This is a genomic window from Nonomuraea sp. CX421 (assembly GCF_059358955.1).
In genome coordinates this window covers 17,644-34,887 of the sequence record NZ_JCADBK010000005.1, presented here as the reverse complement: position 1 = coordinate 34,887, position 17,244 = coordinate 17,644, and the positions used below count along the sequence as shown (strand labels likewise).

The window sequence follows — 17,244 nt, the reverse complement described above, 5'->3', positions numbered from 1 at the left end:
CCGTCCGAGGCGCGGGGCCGGTCAGGCCCGGACGCTCGGCAGCGGGTCGGCCTGCGGCTCCTGCCATGAGGTGAGCGCCTCGTCCAGCTCCTGGGCGATCTCCCGCTCCAGCGCGGCCAGGTCCGCGGGGGCCGGCGCGATCCGGGCGAGCGGATCGCCCCCGTCCGGGCCGGGGGCGAAGGCCGGGGAGGCGGGGGCGGTGCGAAGATCCAGGAAGCGAGGGCCGGAGCCGGCGCGCAGGGACGCGCACTCCTGCTCGGCCGCCGAGATCACCGCCCACACGTCCACCCCGTCGACCGTCCGGGCCGTCAGGCCGCCCGGCCAGGACACGAGGCCGGGCCGCACGCCTCGCGCCGGGGAGGGGCGCCGCGCGTCGTCGCTCTCCCGTACGAAGAGCATGGGAAGCCTCCACTGCGCGGCCAGGGCGAGCCATTCGGCGTCGGCCGGGGCGCAGTCGCCGAAGAAGCAGGCCGTCACCCGGCGGCGGTCGAGGAGCTGGTCGGCGATCGCCAGGCCGACGGCCACGGGCAGGCCGCCCCCGTGGAAGCGGCGACCGGCGTCGGAGACGTGGGGAAGGCCGTCGTGTCCGAGAGGGACTCGGGCGGCGTGGCGCAGCGTCGCCACGATCTCCCGGGCCGGCACACCCCGGGCCAGGGCCGGGCCGTACTCGTGGTGGGTGCAGACGATCGCGTCGTCCGGGGTGAGCGCCTGGCAGACGCCGACGGCCACGGCTTCCCCGCCGGCGTACGGAGGCAGCAGATCCGCGCAACGCTCCGCGAAGCGCCGGATCCGGAGCATCCGGCGCAGTAAATCCCGCTCCAGCGACGCTGGAGCGGGTGAATCGAGTGGCATCCCCACACGGTCGGCCATGGCGGGGCTCCGGCGACAGGGACCAAAGTCCTTCACTTGAGGGAACATGGGACTTGTCCGGCCCCCTTGGTCCGTCGTTCTGGACATTGGACGTGTCCGGCCCCATAGGTCCGTCGTTCTAGGGTGGAGCGATGTATCCCCCGATTGAGCCCTACGACCACGGACACCTCGACACCGGCGACGGTCATCTCGTCTACTGGGAGGTCAGCGGCAACCCCGAGGGCAAGCCCGCGCTGGTCGTCCACGGCGGTCCCGGGTCGGGCTGCACGCCGGGCCAGCGGCGCGGCTTCGACCCCGAGCGCTACCGCATCATCCAGTTCGACCAGCGCAACTGCGGCCGGAGCCTGCCCCACGCCAGTGACCCGGCCGTCGATCTGACCACCAACACCACCCACCACCTGGTCGCCGACATGGAACGGCTGCGCGAGCACCTCGGCGTGGACCGGTGGTTGCTCTACGGCGGCTCATGGGGTTCGACGCTGATGCTGGCCTACGCCGAGGCCCATCCCGAACGGGTGTCGGAGATGGTCATCTGTGCCGTCACCATGACCCGCCGCTCCGAGATCGACTGGCTCTATCGCGGCGTGGGCCGGTTCTTCCCCGAGGAGTGGCGGCGCTTTCGCGACGGGGTCCCCGAGGCGGAGCGCGACGGCGACCTGCTCGCCGCCTACGCGCGGCTCATGTCCGACCCCGACCCCGACGTGCGGGCCAAGGCCGCCCACGACTGGATGGCGTGGGAGGACGCGGTGATCTCGCTGGAGGCCAACGGCAAGCCGGGCGCCTACAGCGACCGGCCGTCCGCCGCGCTCCTCGCCTTCGTCCGCATCTGCAGCCACTACTTCTCCAACGCCGCGTGGCTGGACGAAGGCGTCCTGCTGCGCGACGCGCACCGGCTGGCCGGCATCCCGGCGGTGCTCATCCACGGACGCTTCGACCTGGGCTGTCCGCTGGAGAACGCCTGGGAGCTGGCCGAGGCCTGGCCAGACGCACGGCTCGTGGTGGTGGACGACTCCGGTCACACCGGCAGCGACACGATGCGCAAGGCGGTCCCCGCCGCCCTGGACGGCTTCGCCGGCCTGGGCCGGGCCGCCGGATGACCAGGTTCACCCCCACCCCTTGACGGGGTGAGTTCCGGGCAAATCCGGACAGACCTGGACCTTAGGAGCGGAAGTCCTAAATTGGGCGAACGTTGACGGAGTGGACTCCTCCCGTGTCGGGTAAAGGGCGAAAGTCCCGGCGGTGCGGGGCCTAGGGCACTGCACCGGAGCCGCCGGACACGATGTGATTGAGATGCGAAGGACAACTCCGTATGGAAAGGGGGCCGTCATGGCCACCACCTCCGGCCACGCCATGAATGTGGACGCAGGCTCAACGGCGCGCCGCCCCGCCGACTACGTCTGGGCGATCACCCGGATCTCGCTTGGCTGGATCTTCCTGTGGGCGTTCCTCGACAAGACCTTCGGCTGGGGATTCGCCACTCCCGCCGAGCGGGCCTGGGTCGCGGGTGGCAGCCCGACGACCGGCTTCCTCAAGGGCACCGGTGAGAACGCGCTCGGCGGCTTCTTCAGCTCCCTCGCGGGACAGGCCTGGGTGGACTGGCTGTTCATGATCGGCCTGCTCGGCATCGGCACCGCGCTCATCCTCGGCGTCGGCCTGCGGATCGCCGCCGTCACCGGCTCCCTCCTGCTGCTCATGATGTGGGCGGCAGCGCTGCCCCTGACCACCAACCCCTTCATGGACGACCACATCATCTACGCGATCGTGCTGGTCGGCCTGGCTCTGTCCGACGCCGGCCGCACGCTCGGCCTGGGCAACCTACCGATCGTCCGCCGCACCCCGTACCTGCGGTAGCAGGCACGCTCGAAACGCCCGCCCCAGGCGAGGGGGGTGGGCGTTTCGCCGTGTCAGGATCCGGCAGGCCAGGACCGCCAGGCCGCCGAGGGCCGCGGCGACGGTCAGGGCGGCGCCGAGTGGCGCGGGCGCCTGCTGGACGAGCATGAACACGCCCATGATCAGCACGAACCAGCCGAAGGCGCGGCGCAACCGGTCGCCGTCGATCCGTCCGGCCAGCGCGCCGCCGAGCAGTCCTCCCGCCACGGCGGCGGCGGCCACCGGCAGCGCCAGCGTCCAGTCGATCGTGACGCTCTGCAGGTAGCCCGCCAGGCCGGCCAGCGACTTCATCGCGATGACCAGCAGCGAGGTGCCCACGGCGATGCCCATCGGCAGGCCGCCGAGCAGCACCAGCGCCGGGACCACCAGGAAACCGCCGCCGGCGCCGACCAGTCCGGTGACGACCCCGACCGCCACGCCCTCCAGCACCACGTGCGCGAGCGGCAGGTCGGAGCCGGGCGGGCGGGGCTCCCGGGGACGGCGGCCCCGGATCATGGCGATCGCGGTGGCCGACATCATGACGGCGAACCCGGCCAGGAGCAGTGGCTCGGGCAGGTGCGGTCCGAGCAGGCCGCCCCCGTAGGCGCCCGCCATGCCGGCCAGGCCGAAGATCAGCCCGGTCCGCCACCGGATCCGCCCGGCACGGGCATGACCGACGGCGGCGGCGAGGCTGGTGGCGGCCACCACGAACAGGGAGACCGCGATGGCCGTCCTGGCCGGCAGCCCGGCCAGGTAGATCAGCAGCGGCACGGTGAGGATCGAGCCGCCGCCGCCGAACAGGCCCAGGGTCACGCCGACCGCGACGGCGGCGGCGAGGGTTACGGCCATCATGGCTTATACCCCTGGGGGTATATAGAGGTCATGATTCGACGGGGTTCCGGCGCAGCCGGGCGATGACGGCGTCGAGGTCGGTGCCGCCGCGCCGGTTGTAGGGGAGTCTGGCCAGCAGCATCCCCATGGCGCAGGTGTCGGTGAGGGCCGCGACGGTCAGCCCGGCCCCGACCAGGCCGGCCACCACCGTCGCCGCGGGCAGCCAGGCGCCTGCCACGACCGAGGCGAGCACGATGCCTCCCGCCGTGAGGCGGACCTGACGTTCCAGGCTCCACCGCTGCTTTCCGCGGGTGACCGGGGCGCCGGCCGCCATCCAGGCGTTCATGCCGCCGTCGAGCACGGCGACATCGGTCAGGCCCGCGCCTTCCAGCGCCTCCCGCGCCCGGGCGGCGCGCCCCCCGGACTGGCAGATCAGCACCATGCTGCCGCCGGCGTCGGCGACGATCCGGCGTAGATGGGCGTCGACCTGCTCCAGCGGCAGGTTGAGCGCGCCGGGGATGTGCGCGGTGCCGAACTCCGCCGGGGTGCGGACGTCGACCACGAGCACGTCGGGGTTGGCGGCGACGAGCGAGCGCATGGCCTCGACGCCGATGTGGGTTGTGCCGTTCACAGTGAGATCTCCTGTATCGCGTAGAGCAGGGGAAGGATGTCCCCAGGGGTGGTGGTCAGGGGGTGTCGGGTGCGTGGAGGGCGTCGGCGACCTCGGCGATGCCCGCACCGTTCAGCGCGACCGGCTGGTAGCCCTCGCGGGCCAGCACACTGGCCGCCACGGTGGCCCGCCGGCCCGTCGCGCAGGCCACGAGCACCGGCCGGTCCTTGTCGAGCTCGGCCGGCAGGCCCTCGGCGACCAGGTCGGGAAGGAACCGCTCGATCGCGCCGTCCACCCGGACCTCCTCCCGCTCCGACGGCATGCGCACGTCGAGCAGCTGGGCCGACGGCCGGGCGAGCCGGGTCAGGAAGCCGGGCAGGTCCACCAGGTCGAAGCGCTGGGTGGCGGAGTCACCCGGATCGCGGACGATCCCCCGCACGGTGTCCACGCCGATCCGGGCCAGCTGGGTGATCGCCTCGGCGGTGTCCTGGCCGGGCTCGGCCACCAGCGCGATCGGCGCCCCGTGCGGCACCAGCCAGCCGGTCCAGCTGCCGAAGTCGGTGTCGAGCTCGATGCCGAGCGAGCCCGGCAGCATGCCCGCCGCCTGGGCCGCGCGCGGGCGGATGTCGACCACCTGGACGTCCGGCGGCAGGTCGTCGGGTGACAGCTCGGGGGCCGTGACGGGGGGCATGGGCGGCACGCCCAGCGTGTTGGCCGGGCCCATGTGGCGGTAGAAGGCGGGGATGGGCAGCGGGGTGGCGAGCAGCCGGTCGGCGAACTCGTCGGCCCCGGCGATGCCGATCATCGGGTTGCCGTCCAGCTCGTCGCCGATGGTGGAGGTGTGCCGCCCGGCGCCGGTCGTGGTGCAGAACGAGCCCTCACCGTGGGTGGGGAACAGCCCCACCTCCCGGGGGAGCGCCGCCAGCCGGCGCAGCGAGTCGTGCTGCAGCCTGGCCAGCGACCGCGCCCGCTCGGGCCCCAGCAGGTCGGGGCGTCCGACGGACGTCACGAGCAGGCTGCCGCCGGAGAAGACGGCGACCGGCGCCCCGTCCACCAGCACCAGGTAGCTGGTGTGCTCGGGGGTGTGGCCGGGCGTGTGGATGGGCCGGATGGTCAGCCCGTCGCCGGCCTCGATGTCCTCCAGGTGGTAGGCGGGCGTATGCCGGTAGGCCGCCGCGGCCGCCGCCGGCAGCACCAGCTCCGCGCCGGTGCGGAGCGCGGCCTGCTCGGCGCCGGAGAGGTAGTCGTTGTGCAGGTGGGTCTCCAGGACGAAGCGGAGCTCCAGGTCACGCTCCTCGGCCGCGCTCAGGAACCGGTCGATGTCGCGTTGCGGGTCGACGAGGATCGCCCTGCCCTCGTGGACGAGCAGGTGGCTCTGGTCGCCCAGCCCGTCGGTGCGGAAAGAGATGACATCCATGGAACGCCCCTTCCCAGGGAATACCCCCGGGGGTATAGAATCGGTAAAAAAGTGGGCGGGCTCTCGCCCGCCCGTGCCCGCCTACGCGAGCGCCAGGAACAGTTTCTCCAGCTCGGTCACGCTCATCGGCGGCTGCTCGCCGCGATCCTGGGCGCTCTGGCAGTGGCGCAGACCGGTCGCGACGATCTTGAAGCCGGCCCGGTCGAGCGCCTTGGAGACGGCGGCCAGCTGGGTGAGCACCTTCGTGCAGTCCTCGCCCGCCTCGATCATCGAGATGACCCCGGCGAGCTGTCCCTGCGCGCGGCGGAGCCGCGTCACGGCGTCGCCGAGCATGGCCTCGTTCAGTTCCATGGCTTCACCATACCCAGGGGGGTATGCCGAGGCAAATCCGGGACCAACGCCGCGACAGAGATGACGTTCGCCCCCGGCTCCCGTGCCCGCGGACAGAGACAGTGAGAGAGAGGCGAACTCCCTCCAGGAGCTCCCTCAGCGGAGGGAAGTCCTCCCGCACAGAGCGAAGCCGAGGTGAAGTGATGTCCGCGGTCATCGTCGAAGACTTAAGCAAGCACTACGGCCCGGTGCGGGCGGTCGACGGCGTCAGCTTCACCGTCGAGCCCGGCGAGGTGTTCGCCCTGCTCGGGCCGAACGGCGCCGGCAAGACCACGGTGGTGGAGATCCTGGAGGGGCACCGGGGACGCGACGGCGGGACGGTGTCGGTGCTCGGGTTCGACCCGGCGACCGGCGGCCGTGAGTATCGCGAGCGGATCGGCGTCGTGCTCCAGGAGGCCGGCTTCGAGGACGAGTTCAGCGTCGCCGAATTGGTACGCCTGTTCTCCGGGTTCTACCCCCACGGCCGCGACCCCGACGAGGTGATCGAGCAGGTCGGGCTGAAGGACAAGCGGAACGCGCGGGTGCGCACCCTCTCGGGCGGCCAGCGCCGCCGGCTCGACCTGGCGCTGGGGCTCGTGGGCCGGCCGGACCTGCTGTTCCTGGACGAGCCCACCACCGGGTTCGACCCGTCGGCCCGGCACCGGGCGTGGGAACTGGTCGACGGGCTGCGCTCGTCGGGCACCACGATCCTGCTCACCACGCACTACATGGACGAGGCCCAGCACCTGGCCGACCGGGTGGCGGTGCTCAAGGAGGGCAGGCTCATCGCCGTCGGCACGCCCGAGACGCTCGGCGTCTCCGGCGGCCACGCCAGCGTGCTCGCCTTCCGGCTGCCGCCGGGCACCGTGGTCGCCGATCTGCCGGGCCTGGCCGGGGAGGTCGAGGCGCACGGCGCGGCCATCGCCGTACGGACCTCCAGGCCCGCCCACGACATGCACACCCTCACCGGCTGGGCCCTCGAACGCGGAGTGGAACTCGACTCCCTGACGGTGACGCGGCCCAGCCTGGAGGACGTCTACCTGGAGCTGACCGGCGAGAGCCACGCCGATCAGGTGCGGTCATGAACGCGCGGCTGGTGCTCGGCCTCGTCCGGCACGAGACCGTGTCGTTCTTCCGGGCTCCGATCGCCGCCGTCTTCACCCTCGCGCTGCCGATGATGATGATGGTCATCCTGGGCGCGAGTGTGGGCAACGCGGTGATCGAGGCCCGGTCGGGGGTCCGGATGATGCAGTTCGTCATCCCGGTGCTGGCGGTGTTCGGCATCGCCCAGGCGTGCTTCGGCGCGCTCGCGATCCACCTGGCCGACCTACGCGACCGGGGCTACCTGAAGCGGCTGCGCGGCACCCCCGTGCCGGCCTGGGCGGTGATCTCCGGTCTGGTCGGGGCGGCGCTCGTGGTGTCGATGGTGGCCGTCGTGCTGCTGCTCGGCACCGGGATGATCTTTTACGACCTGCGCCTGGTGGGGCGGACCCTGCCCGCCCTGGTGCTGACCCTGCTGGTCGGAGCCGGGTGCTTCGCCGCGCTCGGCTTCGCGCTGGCCGCGCTGGTGCGCGGGACGGCGGTGCAGATGGTCGGCACCGGGCTGCTGCTCGCGCTGGCCTTCGTCTCCGACATCTTCCTGCAGAACGCCCCGCTGCCACGCTGGCTGGACGTGATCGGCTGGATCTTCCCGTTGCGGCACTTCGCCAACGCCGTGGGCGACGATCTCAACCCGTTCCTGCCCGGGGCGGGGTTCCATGGCGACCACCTGGCCGTGCTCGCCGCCTGGGGGATCGCGGGCGCCGCCGTGGCGCTCTGGCGCTTCCAGTGGGAACGGCCGCCGGACCGTGTCGCCACGAGCCGCCCGGCGACCCGTCCCGTCCTCCCGGTCCGCCCGGTCCGCGCGGGGCGGACGGCCCGCCCGGAGCCGCCGGACGGACGGCCGACGCCTGGACGGCTGGTGCGGGGTCAGGTGGCGCACGCGCTCTCACGGCTGCGCCGCGACCCGGCCACCGCGTTCTTCACCGCGATCCTGCCGGTGTTGATCCTCGTGCTGATCTCGCTGGTCTTCGGCGACGTACGGACGCAAGGGGTACGGCTCGCGCAGTTCATGATCGCATCCATGATCACCTACGTGATCGGCATCGCCGGCTACGTCAACCTGGCCGAGACGATCAGCACCGACAAGGACCGGGGAATCGTCAAGAGACTGGCCGGCACGCCGCTGCCCCGCTGGGCCCACTACGCGGGCGCGGCGACCACCGGGCTCTGCGTGACCCTGGCCGCCGCCGTCGCCCTGGTCGCGGTGGCGGTGCTCGGTTTCGGCGCGGAGGTGCGCCCCGGCATGCTCCCCGGAGCGCTGGTGGCGATCGTGCTCGGGTTCGCCTGCTTCTCGGTGCTGGGCGCGCTGGTCTCCACGCTGGTCTCCAAGGGGGCCACGGCCAACGCGGTCACGTTGAGCTCGTTCCTCCTGCTCGCGTTCGTCTCGGAGGTGTTCGTGGTCGGCGGGACCCTGCCCGCCGGACTACGCGCGGTCGGCGATCTCTTCCCGGTCAAGCACACCGCCCTCGCCCTCCTCGCCGCGCTGGACCCGGCGGGCCGGCCGTGGCCGTGGACCGACCTCGCCGTGCTCGCGGGCTGGACGGTCGCGGGCGTCCTGGCGATCGCCGCCGTCACCCGGTGGCGGAGCGCCACCCGCTGACGGCCGGGCCCGAAAGTCCCGGGCGGCGGGGACCTTGGCCCGTACCGGACCCGCGCCCCCGCTGCGATGCTGGCAGCGAACGAGGTCAGCCCGACCCGACGACCCATGAGGGGGCGCGTGACCGTGAACGGCACCGTGACCGACGGCCTGCACCGCTACTCGCGCTGGCTCTACCGGGGCGGCCACCCCAACGGGCTGGCCCGCGCGCTGAACAGGATCTCGGCCGCCCTCCACTCGACCGGGGTGGTGCTGCCGGACCGGCTGGCCACCCTGGAGGTGCCCGGCCGGCGCACCGGCAAGCTCATCTCCTTCCCGGTGGTCGTCGCCGACCACGAGGGCGAGCGCTACCTCGTCGCCATGCTCGGTGCGGACACGAACTGGGTACGGAACGTACAGGCCGCCGAGGGGCGGGTGGTGCTGCGGCACGGCCGCCGTGAGCGGGTACGTCTCGAAGAGGTCGAACCCGGCCTCCGCGCGCCCGTCCTGCGGCGTTACCTGGCCGTCGCACCCGGGGCGCGCCCGCACATCCCGGTGGACCGGCACGCCCCGCTGGAGGACTTCGAGCGGGTCGCGGCGCGGATCCCGGTGTTCCGCGTCGTGAACGCCCGCCAGGCAGCGGGGTGAGCACCCCGTCGCAACCGGATTTGAGGTGTTGACCATGACCGATCCACGCGGAGTCGTCCTCGGTTACGACGGCTCGGACTTCTCCATGCAGGCCCTGGACTGGGCGATCGACGAGTGCGAGCTGCGCGGGCTGCCGCTGACGCTCAGCCACGCGTGGCGCTGGCCGTACGGAGAGGCGCCCGAGGAGGCCAAACTGCATCTGCGCAAGGCCGCCGAGCACGTCCTCGGCCACGGCGCCGAGTGCGCGCGCTCGTCCAGCACGGTCACCCGCGTCACCACCGACCTGTACGAGGGCTCGCCCGGTGAGCGCCTCGTCGAGCTGTCCGCCGGCGCCGACCTGGTGGTGATCGGCTGCCGCGGCCTCGGGGCGCTGGCCCGGTCGGTGGTCGGCTCCGTCACCGCCTACGTCGCGGCGCACGCGACCGCCCCGGTGATCGTGGTGCGCGGCCCCGGCCCGCTCCCTCAGCCGGTGAACCCCGGCCCCGTGGTGCTGGGCCTGGGCCCGGCCACGCCCGACGAGGCGCTGGAGTTCGCCTTCGGCGAGGCCGCCGTGCGGCAGTTGCGCCTGGTGGCCGTGTACGCCGTGCGCCTGCCCACCATGTCGTGGGGCATGCCGATTCCGCCGCTGCCCGACACCGACGCGTTCGTCCAGGCCGGGCGGGAACAGGTGGAGGAGCGCCTGGCGCCGTGGCGTGACAGACATCCGGAGGTCCTGACCGAAGCGCGCGCCGTCATCGGCGCGGCCGGGGAGGTCCTGGGCGAGGCGTCGGCCGGGGCGACTCTCGTGGTCGTCGGAGCGGACCGCACCCGGCACCGCCACGGCCGCCTGGGCACGGTCGTCCGCGCGATGGCCGAGCACGCCTCGTGCCCGGTTGCGGTCGTGCCCGCCTGACGCGCCCTCAGGCTTCCTGGTCCAGCCACTCGGTCAGCTCCTGGGCGCGCCGCGCCCCCCAGTGGTAGCCGATCTCCAGGCTCATCTGCTCGGCCCGGGTCGTCGAGTCCCAGGCCGCCTCGATGTCGCCCAGCCGGTGGTGCGTCTCGGCGACCAGCAGGCGCACGTCGATCTCCGCGATGCGGTAGCCGCCGGCCATGGCCATGGTGAGCGCCTGTCTGAGCTCGCCGAGGACGGCGGTGTCGGGCCTGCCGAAGCGGAGGTCCCAGCGGGAGCGGCCCATCATGGCGCCGATGAGGACGTCGCGCCTGGTGATGCCGCGGGCGATGCGGAAGGCCTGGTCGTACCACTGGCGGGCGCCGTCGGCGTCGCCGGCCTGGAGGGCGAGATCGCCGAGCCCCACGAGGCAGCCGGTCTCATCGCCCCGCCAGCCCGCCGCCCGGCACACGTCGAGGTTGACCTCGTGCACCCGCCGGGCCTCGTCGGCCCGGCCGAGGTGACGGAGATAGTCGGCGTAGCGGATGCCGCTCGAACTGTAGAGGGCGGGGATCGGGGTGTGCTCGCGCGCGATGCGAAGGGCCTCGGCGAAGGCCGCGCCCGCGATCTCCGTGCGCCCTTGGAGGTGGCCCAGCGCGCCGCGCAGGGTCTCGGCGACCAGCACGTCCTCCTCGTCACCGGCGCGGCGGGCGAGCTCGAACGTCTCGTCCACGATCGGCTCGCAGGACGGCAGCGCGCCCAGGCTGAGATGCAGCTCCGCCATGTTCTGGCAGCTCACCGCGGCGTCGTGCCAGGCTCCGACCGCCCGGAACGCCTGCGTGGCGCGGCGCGTCGCGACGGCCGCCTCGCGGAGCCGGCCCAGCATCTGCAGGCAGGTGGCGACCTCGTGCTGGATCCACCCCCGGGAGACCCCGTCCCGCACCAGGGGCCGGCGCATGAGCTCGCCCCGAGGGTAGAAGTCGGCGAAGACGGTCAGCGCCGACTCGTAGGCGCCCAGCTCGCGGGTGATGAGGCCGCGTTCGCCCTCGTACAGCCGCTCGTGGACCAGGTCGCAGGCGTCGTCGTGGACGCCCGCCCGGCAGGCGTGGTGGACGGCCTCCACGGTGGCGGCGAGGTCTTCGAGGGTTCGCGCCGCCGCGACGGCGGCCGTCGCGGACAGGTAGTAGTCCATGGCCCTGCGGTGCAGCGCGCGGCGGGCGTCGTCGTCGGCCGCCTGTCCGCCGAAGAAGTCGCGCACCAGCGGGTGCATGCTCGTCCGCCCCGAGGCGTCGCGGCGGACGATCCTGGCGGCGATGAGATGGCGGAACACGGCCGAGCGAGCCTGCCGCCACTCGTGGCCGCCCTCCTCCCACGGAATGTCCGGAAGGACCCGGCGCAGCGCGTCGTCCGGGACCGGCGTGCGGAAGACGCTGTAGCGCACGAGGAACGTCCGCTCCTCCTCGGACAGGCACGCGTCGTACTCCCGCAGCACCCGGCGGACCAGCACGTCGCGGGGCAGGCTCGGATCGGGGGCGGGCAGCGACGACACCCTCCGCACGTCGCCGTCGTGGCGCGTCATCAGGTAGGCCGCCACCAGGCTGAGCGTGAGCGCGTGCCCGCCCCAGTCGCGCACCACCTGCTCGATCGAGGCGTCGGGGCCGTAGATGCCGAGCTTGCGCAGCAGCTCCTTGCCCGGCTCGATCTCCAGCGGCTCCACGTCCACCTGGTGGTGGGTCACGTACGGGATGAGGTCGAAGACCGGCGCGCGGGTGGTGATCAGGCACAGCGACGCGTGGTCCGGTGTCGCGAAGAAGGTCAGGAAGTCGCGGAGGTCGGCGCTGGTCACGGAGCCGTAGTGGTCGCCCTCCTGATGCTGCATCACCTCGAAGCCGTCCAGGACGAACAGGAACCGGTGCAGCCCGAGGAGCCCGGCCACGCACTCGGCCCTGGCCCGTCCGTCCGGCAGTTCGTCGGGGGAGATGCTGCCGCCGCTGACGAAGTCGAGCGCCGCCTCGAGGAAGTCGTCGGCGCTGGCGCGCTCGGTGAAGCTCCACCAGAAGACACTCAGCTGGTCGTCCTCGGGCGCCGACGCGCTCAGCTGGTCGATCCAGCGGCGGGCGATGCTGGTCTTGCCCTCACCGCCGAAGCCGACGAGGCTGATCACCAGCACCTCGTCGTCGCGGGCGCGCTCGTCCAGCTCTCGCAGATGGCTGTCGCGCCCGACCCACTCGGGCAGGGGCAGCGGCGCGAAGTCCATGTGGCGCGCCGCCCGTCGTGGCCGCGCCCGGCCGATCAGCGCCGGCTGCACGTGCGCGGGCTCGGCCCTGACCAGCGGCAGCGGCTCGCTCCGCAGGTCGACCCGTAGCGGTGAGAGCTCCAGCAGGCCGGCGTTGACGGCCCAGGCGGTGTCACGGTCCTTACCGGCGAGCTCGGCGATCCACGTCTCCGCCACGACTCCGACCACCAGATTTCGCTCGACGTCCAGGACGGCGGCGCCGCTCATGCCGGCGTCGATGTGCTTGGACTCCAGCTGCACGGGATCGAGCAGCAGCCGCCGGTCAGCGGGGGCCTCCACCTCGCCGAGGATGATGCCGCGCGCCCAGGCGCCGAAATAGCCGCCCAGCTGGCGATACCCGTAACTGCGGAAGGCATGCCAGTGGGAGTCTCCCGCGGCTCCCAGCACGGCCACCCGCTCGACGGGCAACGGCAGCGGGCCGTCCACCTGCAGGCACACCAGGTCGTCGTCGCTGTCGGAGAAGCACGCGATGACCCACGCGGCGCGCAACTCGGCTGGCTCGGACCTGCGGCCCGACGACGGGAAGTAGACGCGGACCCGCGCCTCGCGGCTCGCCCGCGGCTCCACCCCGCCCGCCCGCACCACGTGGGCGCAGGTGGCGATCAGGCCGGTGCGGGAGATCACCACTCCGGTGCCGAGGACGTTCTGCCCCTCGGGGTCCCTGATCTGCACGGTGAACTCCCTGACGTCCTGCAGGATCACTCGGGGCGCGTCTCCCCCTTCCGGCCCGCTCATGGCGTGCCGCTCGGGCCCCAGGTCAGTGTCACGGTGACCGCCGCCTCGACGCCGGCCTTGGCGATCACGGCACCGGCCTCGGCATCGAACTTGATCCCGAACTCCACCTGAACCCCGTCGGGGCGCACCGCGAGCTTCTCGACGGTGTCACGCACGCGCTCGGCCATGCCGTGGATGGTGTCCATCGCCTGGTTCACCGCCTCGGCCGAACGGGCCATCGCCTCCGGAGCGCTCAGCGACACCTGCCGTAACCCACCGCGCTGACCGAACTCGACGAGGATCCGCTCACCGGAGTCGCCCACTGGCGTTCGCGTCATTTCGTCTCCACCCGCTCGAAGACCAGCCGATCATTCGGGCTGTGACCCGGCCTGCTCATCCACCGCCGTGCGCTTCTCCGGATCGAGATCGTCCCGGGCGGCGAGCAGCGCCAGCACGTCCGGCGGCAGGCGACCGTCGATGGCGGAGGCCTCGCGCCTGCGCGGAGGGGGCGCCGCCTCGTCGCCGGGGCGCGCCGGGAGGTCGGGATCTTCCATGGGTCACCGCCTTTGTATGGCTTCCAGTGTCGTGCGCCGAAGGACGGAACGCCAGCGAGATCGGTGTTCTGCCGCATCCCGGCCGTCCCCGCGCGCACCGGCCTAGGGACTTTCCCGGGAGCCGCCCTGATGCGTCGCCGAGCCGCCGATCCGTAGCGTCTGGACCGTTCCCAGCGATCCAGGCGAAAGGCTGAGCGATGCTGACGGGAAAGATGGAACCACGTCTCATCGAGGCGATCGAGCACGAGAAGACGCGCGCCACGGCGCAGGGCGGCCAGGCCGCCGACGTGGACCGCGCCGAACGGTTCCGGGTCACGATCTCGCACCAGGAACCGGTCCTCGCCACCGAGGCCGGTGGCCTCGGGCGGCGCGGAGAGGACGCGCTGGAGGAGCTCCGCGTCCGGACCCGCCCGAGCCAGCAGGCGATCCTCGACCGGCTGAGCGACCTCGCGCCGGAGGGAGAGGTGGTGCGGCACACGCTCACCAACGCGGTCACCACCACGCTCACCCCCGACCAGATCGCGCGGGTCGCCGAGCTCGACGAGGTCAAGGTGGTACGGCTCGAACGCATGGACGCCGTCACCACGCTCAACGAGAGCGCCGTGGAGATCGAGGTGGCCGACGGGCGCGAGGAGTTCGCCGTCAACGGGCGCGGCGTGCGGGTCGCGGTGCTCGACTCGGGCGTGGACGGTGACCACCCCGCCCTGTCCGGCAAGGTCGTCGAGCAGGTGGACACCTCCGGCGAGGGCATCGTCCCCGGCGCGCACGGCACGCACGTGGCGGGCATCATCGCCGGCAACGACGCCGTCTACCAGGGCGTGGCCTACCAGAGCGGCATCATCGACATCAAGGTGCTCACCTCGTTCGGATTCGGCCAGCCGGCGAACGTCGTCGCGGGGCTGGAGCAGGCCGTCCGGCGCAACGCGGACGTCGTCAACCTCAGCCTCGGCTGGAGCGAGTACTTCCACGGCTGGTACTGCGACAACGCCGACTGCATCCTGTGCCAGGCGGCCGACAACGCGGCCCGGCTCGGCGTCACGGTCGTGGTCGCCGCCGGCAACGAGGGCACTCTGGCCCCGCCCGGCCTGTCGAACATCCGGCACCCCGGCGCGGCCAGGCGGGTCATCACGGTGGCGTCGGTGGACAAGGCCAAGCAGCTGTCCGCGTTCTCCAGCATCGGACCCGGCTCGGGGCGGCTGAGCCCCGCGTCGCCGACCCGGCTCACCAAGCCCGACCTGGCGGCGCCGGGTGAGGCCATCACGTCGTGCGCGCTGGGCGGCGGATTCGTGGCGCTCAGCGGCACCTCCATGGCCGCGCCCCACGTCGCCGGGCTGGCCGCGCTGATGCTGGAGCGCTTCCCCGGAGCGAGTCCGGCCCAGGTCAAGAAGCTGCTGGAGATGAGCGCCGAGCCACTGCCGTTCGCGCCGAACGAGACCGGTTATGGTCTGGTCAACACGCTCGGCGCGCTGATGGGCGGGCTCGGCAAGGGGGTGTGATCGTGCGCGCGAAGGTCGACGAGGACGTCTTCCGCGAGCTGGACCGGCTCGCGGCGGAGTCCTCCGGCGCCGGTCCGGCCCGGGTCACGGTGCTGATCGAGCACGTCATCCCCGCGACGGCGATCCCTGACGCGGGCGACCTGCCCAGGGCGACGGGTGACGTGCTGTCCGGCATCGTGGCCGACCTGGAACGGCTCGGCGCGGCCGACGTCGAGCCGCGCGTGCTGGCCACGGTCGTCTCCGCGCGGCTCACGCGGTCGCAGATCGACCGGATCGCGGGCCGCGCGGACGTCCGCCGCGTCCAGCTCTCGCGGCCACACCGAGTGGTCACCTGACGACGGGTCACCTGACGACGGGCCCCACGGCCGGGCGGGGTCAGCTCGCGCCTCGTGCCCGGTCGAGGATCGCGCCCGCGTCGGGGGCGGGGGCGTCGCCGCGCCAGGCGATGTGCTGGTCGGGGCGGACGAGCAGGTAGTGGGCGCCGTACAGGCCGGTCAGGTCGGGACGGTGCAGGTGATGCCGGGCGAACGGCACGCCGCGCTCGCGGGCCGCGCTCTCCCAGCGCGCGTCGGCCGGCTCTGCCGCGACCTCGACCAGCGTGAACCCCGGCCCCAGCTCGTCGTAGAGCGAGCGGTCGCGTCCCAGCCACACGTGCGGCAGCCGCCCGCCCGGCGCGCCCGACGGGCGGTAGACCGAGGTACGCGACTCCGGGGCGGGACCGTCGTCGGCCATGACCAGCGGCGACCCCGCGTAGGTGGCGCCGAGCACGAACCCCAGCGTGTACGTCTCGCTGGACTTGGTCCGCCTGACCAGCTCGGCCGCCTTGAGCCGGGCCTGCCCGCCCTCCTCGGTGTCCTCGTCGAGCGCGGGCCGGGCCAGCTCGCCGGTGAGGACGCGCATGTTGTTGGCCGCCTCGGCGATGGCCCGGACCGCCATCGGCCGCCGCTCGGTCTCGTAGCTGTCCAGCAGCCCGGCGCCGCCCCAGCCGCGCAGGTCGGCGGCGAGCTTCCAGCCGAGGTCGACGGCGTCGCCGATGCCGGTGTTGGCGCCGAACCCGCCCCACGGCGGGTTGAGGTGCGCGGCGTCGCCGGCCAGGAAGCAGCGGCCCTGCCGGTAGCCGTCGGCCACCAGCATGCGGGACGTCCAGGGGTCCAGCAGCCGCACCTCCAGCGGATGGGCGGCGCCGATCATCGTGTGCAGCGCCCGCTCCACCCACTCGGCGGTCGGGTCCTCGGGCGCGCCGATGATGATCGCCCACCAGGTGCCCTCGGTGTCGAGCGGCCCCATCAGGCCGTTGACCTCGGGATTGACCACCCAGTACTGCACGGCCGGGCCGTGCGGGTGCGCCTGTGACAGGCCCGGCGCGCTGAACACGGCCTGCACGTTGCGGACCTCGTGGGTCTGGCCGGACAGCCGGATGCCCAGCTCGCGGCGGACGACGCTGCGCCCGCCGTCGGCGCCGACGAGGTAGCGGCCGCTGATCCGCCGGCGTGCCCCGCCGGCGTCGACCGCCTCGGCGGTGACGCCGTCCGCGTCCTGCCGGAGGCCGTCCACCGTCCAGCCCCAGTGGGCCGAGACCGTCGGACGCCGGTCCAGGCAGCCGCGCAGCGCCTCCTCCACCCGGTTCTGGCCGCACCACTGGGCCGGCTCGGCGAGCTCGTCACGCTGGATGTCGGACAGCCCGAAGATCCCGTCGAAGCGCTCGATGCGGTGCCCGGTCAGGCTCGCGCAGAACACCGCCGTGTCGGACCAGCCGAACGGCAGCCGCGCGTTGTCGCGGATCGCCCCGGCCACGCCGAGCCGGCGGAAGATCTCCATCGACCTCGGGTTGATCTGCTTGCACCGAGGCGAGCCCTGGCCCGCCTCCGGCCGCGGCTCGACGAGCTCGCACGCGACGCCGCGTGAGCCGAGCTCGTGGGCGAGCGTCAGGCCGACCGGGCCGCCACCGACGATCACGACCTCGGTCTCGATGAGTTCAGTCACAGTTGGAGGGCTTCTTTCCTGAGGGGCTGAGGAGCTCGAAGG

17 protein-coding genes are annotated in these 17,244 nt (G+C 73.0%); 8 read left to right on the top strand and 9 right to left on the bottom strand.

Annotation, left to right across the window (positions count from 1 at the left end):
* Nucleotides 1-21 precede the first annotated feature (21 nt).
* Nucleotides 22-852, bottom strand: a complete 831-nt coding sequence (locus AC5L3X_RS11465) for a thiamine pyrophosphate-dependent enzyme (protein ID WP_494856874.1) — start codon at nt 850-852, stop codon at nt 22-24.
* A 149-nt stretch (nt 853-1,001) separates the two neighbouring features.
* Between AC5L3X_RS11465 and pip the strand changes: the two genes are divergently transcribed.
* Both pip and AC5L3X_RS11455 read left to right on the top strand, forming a co-directional pair.
* Nucleotides 1,002-1,967, top strand: a complete 966-nt coding sequence (gene pip, locus AC5L3X_RS11460) for a prolyl aminopeptidase (protein ID WP_494856873.1) — start codon at nt 1,002-1,004, stop codon at nt 1,965-1,967.
* 229 nt (nt 1,968-2,196) lie between these two features.
* Nucleotides 2,197-2,721, top strand: coding sequence for a hypothetical protein (locus AC5L3X_RS11455; protein ID WP_494856872.1), 525 nt, complete (start codon nt 2,197-2,199; stop codon nt 2,719-2,721).
* Here the strand turns inward: AC5L3X_RS11455 and AC5L3X_RS11450 are convergent.
* The 4 genes from AC5L3X_RS11450 to AC5L3X_RS11435 form a co-directional block, all read right to left on the bottom strand.
* Nucleotides 2,686-3,591, bottom strand: coding sequence for a sulfite exporter TauE/SafE family protein (locus AC5L3X_RS11450; RefSeq protein ID WP_494856871.1), 906 nt, complete (start codon nt 3,589-3,591; stop codon nt 2,686-2,688). The genes AC5L3X_RS11455 and AC5L3X_RS11450 overlap by 36 nt on opposite strands.
* A gap of 28 nt (nt 3,592-3,619) precedes the next feature.
* Nucleotides 3,620-4,168, bottom strand: coding sequence for a rhodanese-like domain-containing protein (locus AC5L3X_RS11445; protein WP_494857227.1), 549 nt, complete (start codon nt 4,166-4,168; stop codon nt 3,620-3,622).
* A gap of 88 nt (nt 4,169-4,256) precedes the next feature.
* Nucleotides 4,257-5,597: a rhodanese-like domain-containing protein gene (locus tag AC5L3X_RS11440; protein WP_494856870.1), complete on the bottom strand. Its 1,341-nt coding sequence runs from the start codon at nt 5,595-5,597 to the stop codon at nt 4,257-4,259.
* Nucleotides 5,598-5,678: 81 nt separating this feature from the next.
* Nucleotides 5,679-5,948: a metal-sensitive transcriptional regulator gene (locus AC5L3X_RS11435; protein WP_189123870.1), complete on the bottom strand. Its 270-nt coding sequence runs from the start codon at nt 5,946-5,948 to the stop codon at nt 5,679-5,681.
* A 182-nt stretch (nt 5,949-6,130) separates the two neighbouring features.
* On the opposite strand from AC5L3X_RS11435, the gene AC5L3X_RS11430 reads away from it, so the two are divergent.
* From AC5L3X_RS11430 to AC5L3X_RS11415, 4 genes are all read left to right on the top strand, one after another.
* Nucleotides 6,131-7,051: an ABC transporter ATP-binding protein gene (locus tag AC5L3X_RS11430; RefSeq protein WP_494856869.1), complete on the top strand. Its 921-nt coding sequence runs from the start codon at nt 6,131-6,133 to the stop codon at nt 7,049-7,051.
* Nucleotides 7,048-8,667 carry an ABC transporter permease gene (locus AC5L3X_RS11425; RefSeq protein ID WP_494856868.1) on the top strand — a complete coding sequence of 540 codons (1,620 nt, stop codon included), beginning with the start codon at nt 7,048-7,050 and terminating at the stop codon, nt 8,665-8,667. Before AC5L3X_RS11430 ends, AC5L3X_RS11425 begins: the two co-directional genes overlap by 4 nt.
* Nucleotides 8,668-8,784: 117 nt before the next feature.
* Nucleotides 8,785-9,291 (top strand): nitroreductase/quinone reductase family protein, encoded by a 507-nt coding sequence (locus AC5L3X_RS11420; RefSeq protein ID WP_494856867.1) that lies wholly within the window; start codon nt 8,785-8,787, stop codon nt 9,289-9,291.
* A gap of 34 nt (nt 9,292-9,325) precedes the next feature.
* Nucleotides 9,326-10,183 (top strand): universal stress protein, encoded by an 858-nt coding sequence (locus AC5L3X_RS11415; protein ID WP_494856866.1) that lies wholly within the window; start codon nt 9,326-9,328, stop codon nt 10,181-10,183.
* A 7-nt stretch (nt 10,184-10,190) separates the two neighbouring features.
* Here AC5L3X_RS11415 and AC5L3X_RS11410 read toward each other — a convergent pair whose 3' ends face one another.
* The 3 genes from AC5L3X_RS11410 to AC5L3X_RS11400 are packed head-to-tail and all read right to left on the bottom strand — an operon-like array spanning nt 10,191 to nt 13,723.
* Nucleotides 10,191-13,157, bottom strand: a complete 2,967-nt coding sequence (locus AC5L3X_RS11410) for a trypsin-like peptidase domain-containing protein (RefSeq protein WP_494856864.1) — start codon at nt 13,155-13,157, stop codon at nt 10,191-10,193.
* A 29-nt stretch (nt 13,158-13,186) separates the two neighbouring features.
* The gene (locus tag AC5L3X_RS11405) at nt 13,187-13,507 is read right to left on the bottom strand and encodes a CU044_2847 family protein (RefSeq protein WP_494856863.1); all 321 of its coding nucleotides are present in this window, start codon (nt 13,505-13,507) and stop codon (nt 13,187-13,189) included.
* 30 nt (nt 13,508-13,537) lie between these two features.
* The gene (locus AC5L3X_RS11400) at nt 13,538-13,723 is read right to left on the bottom strand and encodes a hypothetical protein (RefSeq protein ID WP_494856862.1); all 186 of its coding nucleotides are present in this window, start codon (nt 13,721-13,723) and stop codon (nt 13,538-13,540) included.
* Nucleotides 13,724-13,935: 212 nt separating this feature from the next.
* On the opposite strand from AC5L3X_RS11400, the gene AC5L3X_RS11395 reads away from it, so the two are divergent.
* Both AC5L3X_RS11395 and AC5L3X_RS11390 read left to right on the top strand, forming a co-directional pair.
* The gene (locus AC5L3X_RS11395; protein ID WP_494856860.1) at nt 13,936-15,219 is read left to right on the top strand and encodes a S8 family peptidase; all 1,284 of its coding nucleotides are present in this window, start codon (nt 13,936-13,938) and stop codon (nt 15,217-15,219) included.
* Nucleotides 15,220-15,221: 2 nt separating this feature from the next.
* Nucleotides 15,222-15,554, top strand: coding sequence for a hypothetical protein (locus tag AC5L3X_RS11390; protein ID WP_494856859.1), 333 nt, complete (start codon nt 15,222-15,224; stop codon nt 15,552-15,554).
* Nucleotides 15,555-15,594: 40 nt separating this feature from the next.
* On the opposite strand, the gene AC5L3X_RS11385 is transcribed toward AC5L3X_RS11390, so the two are convergent.
* Complete coding sequence (locus AC5L3X_RS11385) at nt 15,595-17,202, bottom strand: FAD-dependent monooxygenase (protein ID WP_494856858.1); 1,608 nt, start codon at nt 17,200-17,202, stop codon at nt 15,595-15,597.
* Between the last annotated feature and the right edge of the window lie 42 nt (nt 17,203-17,244).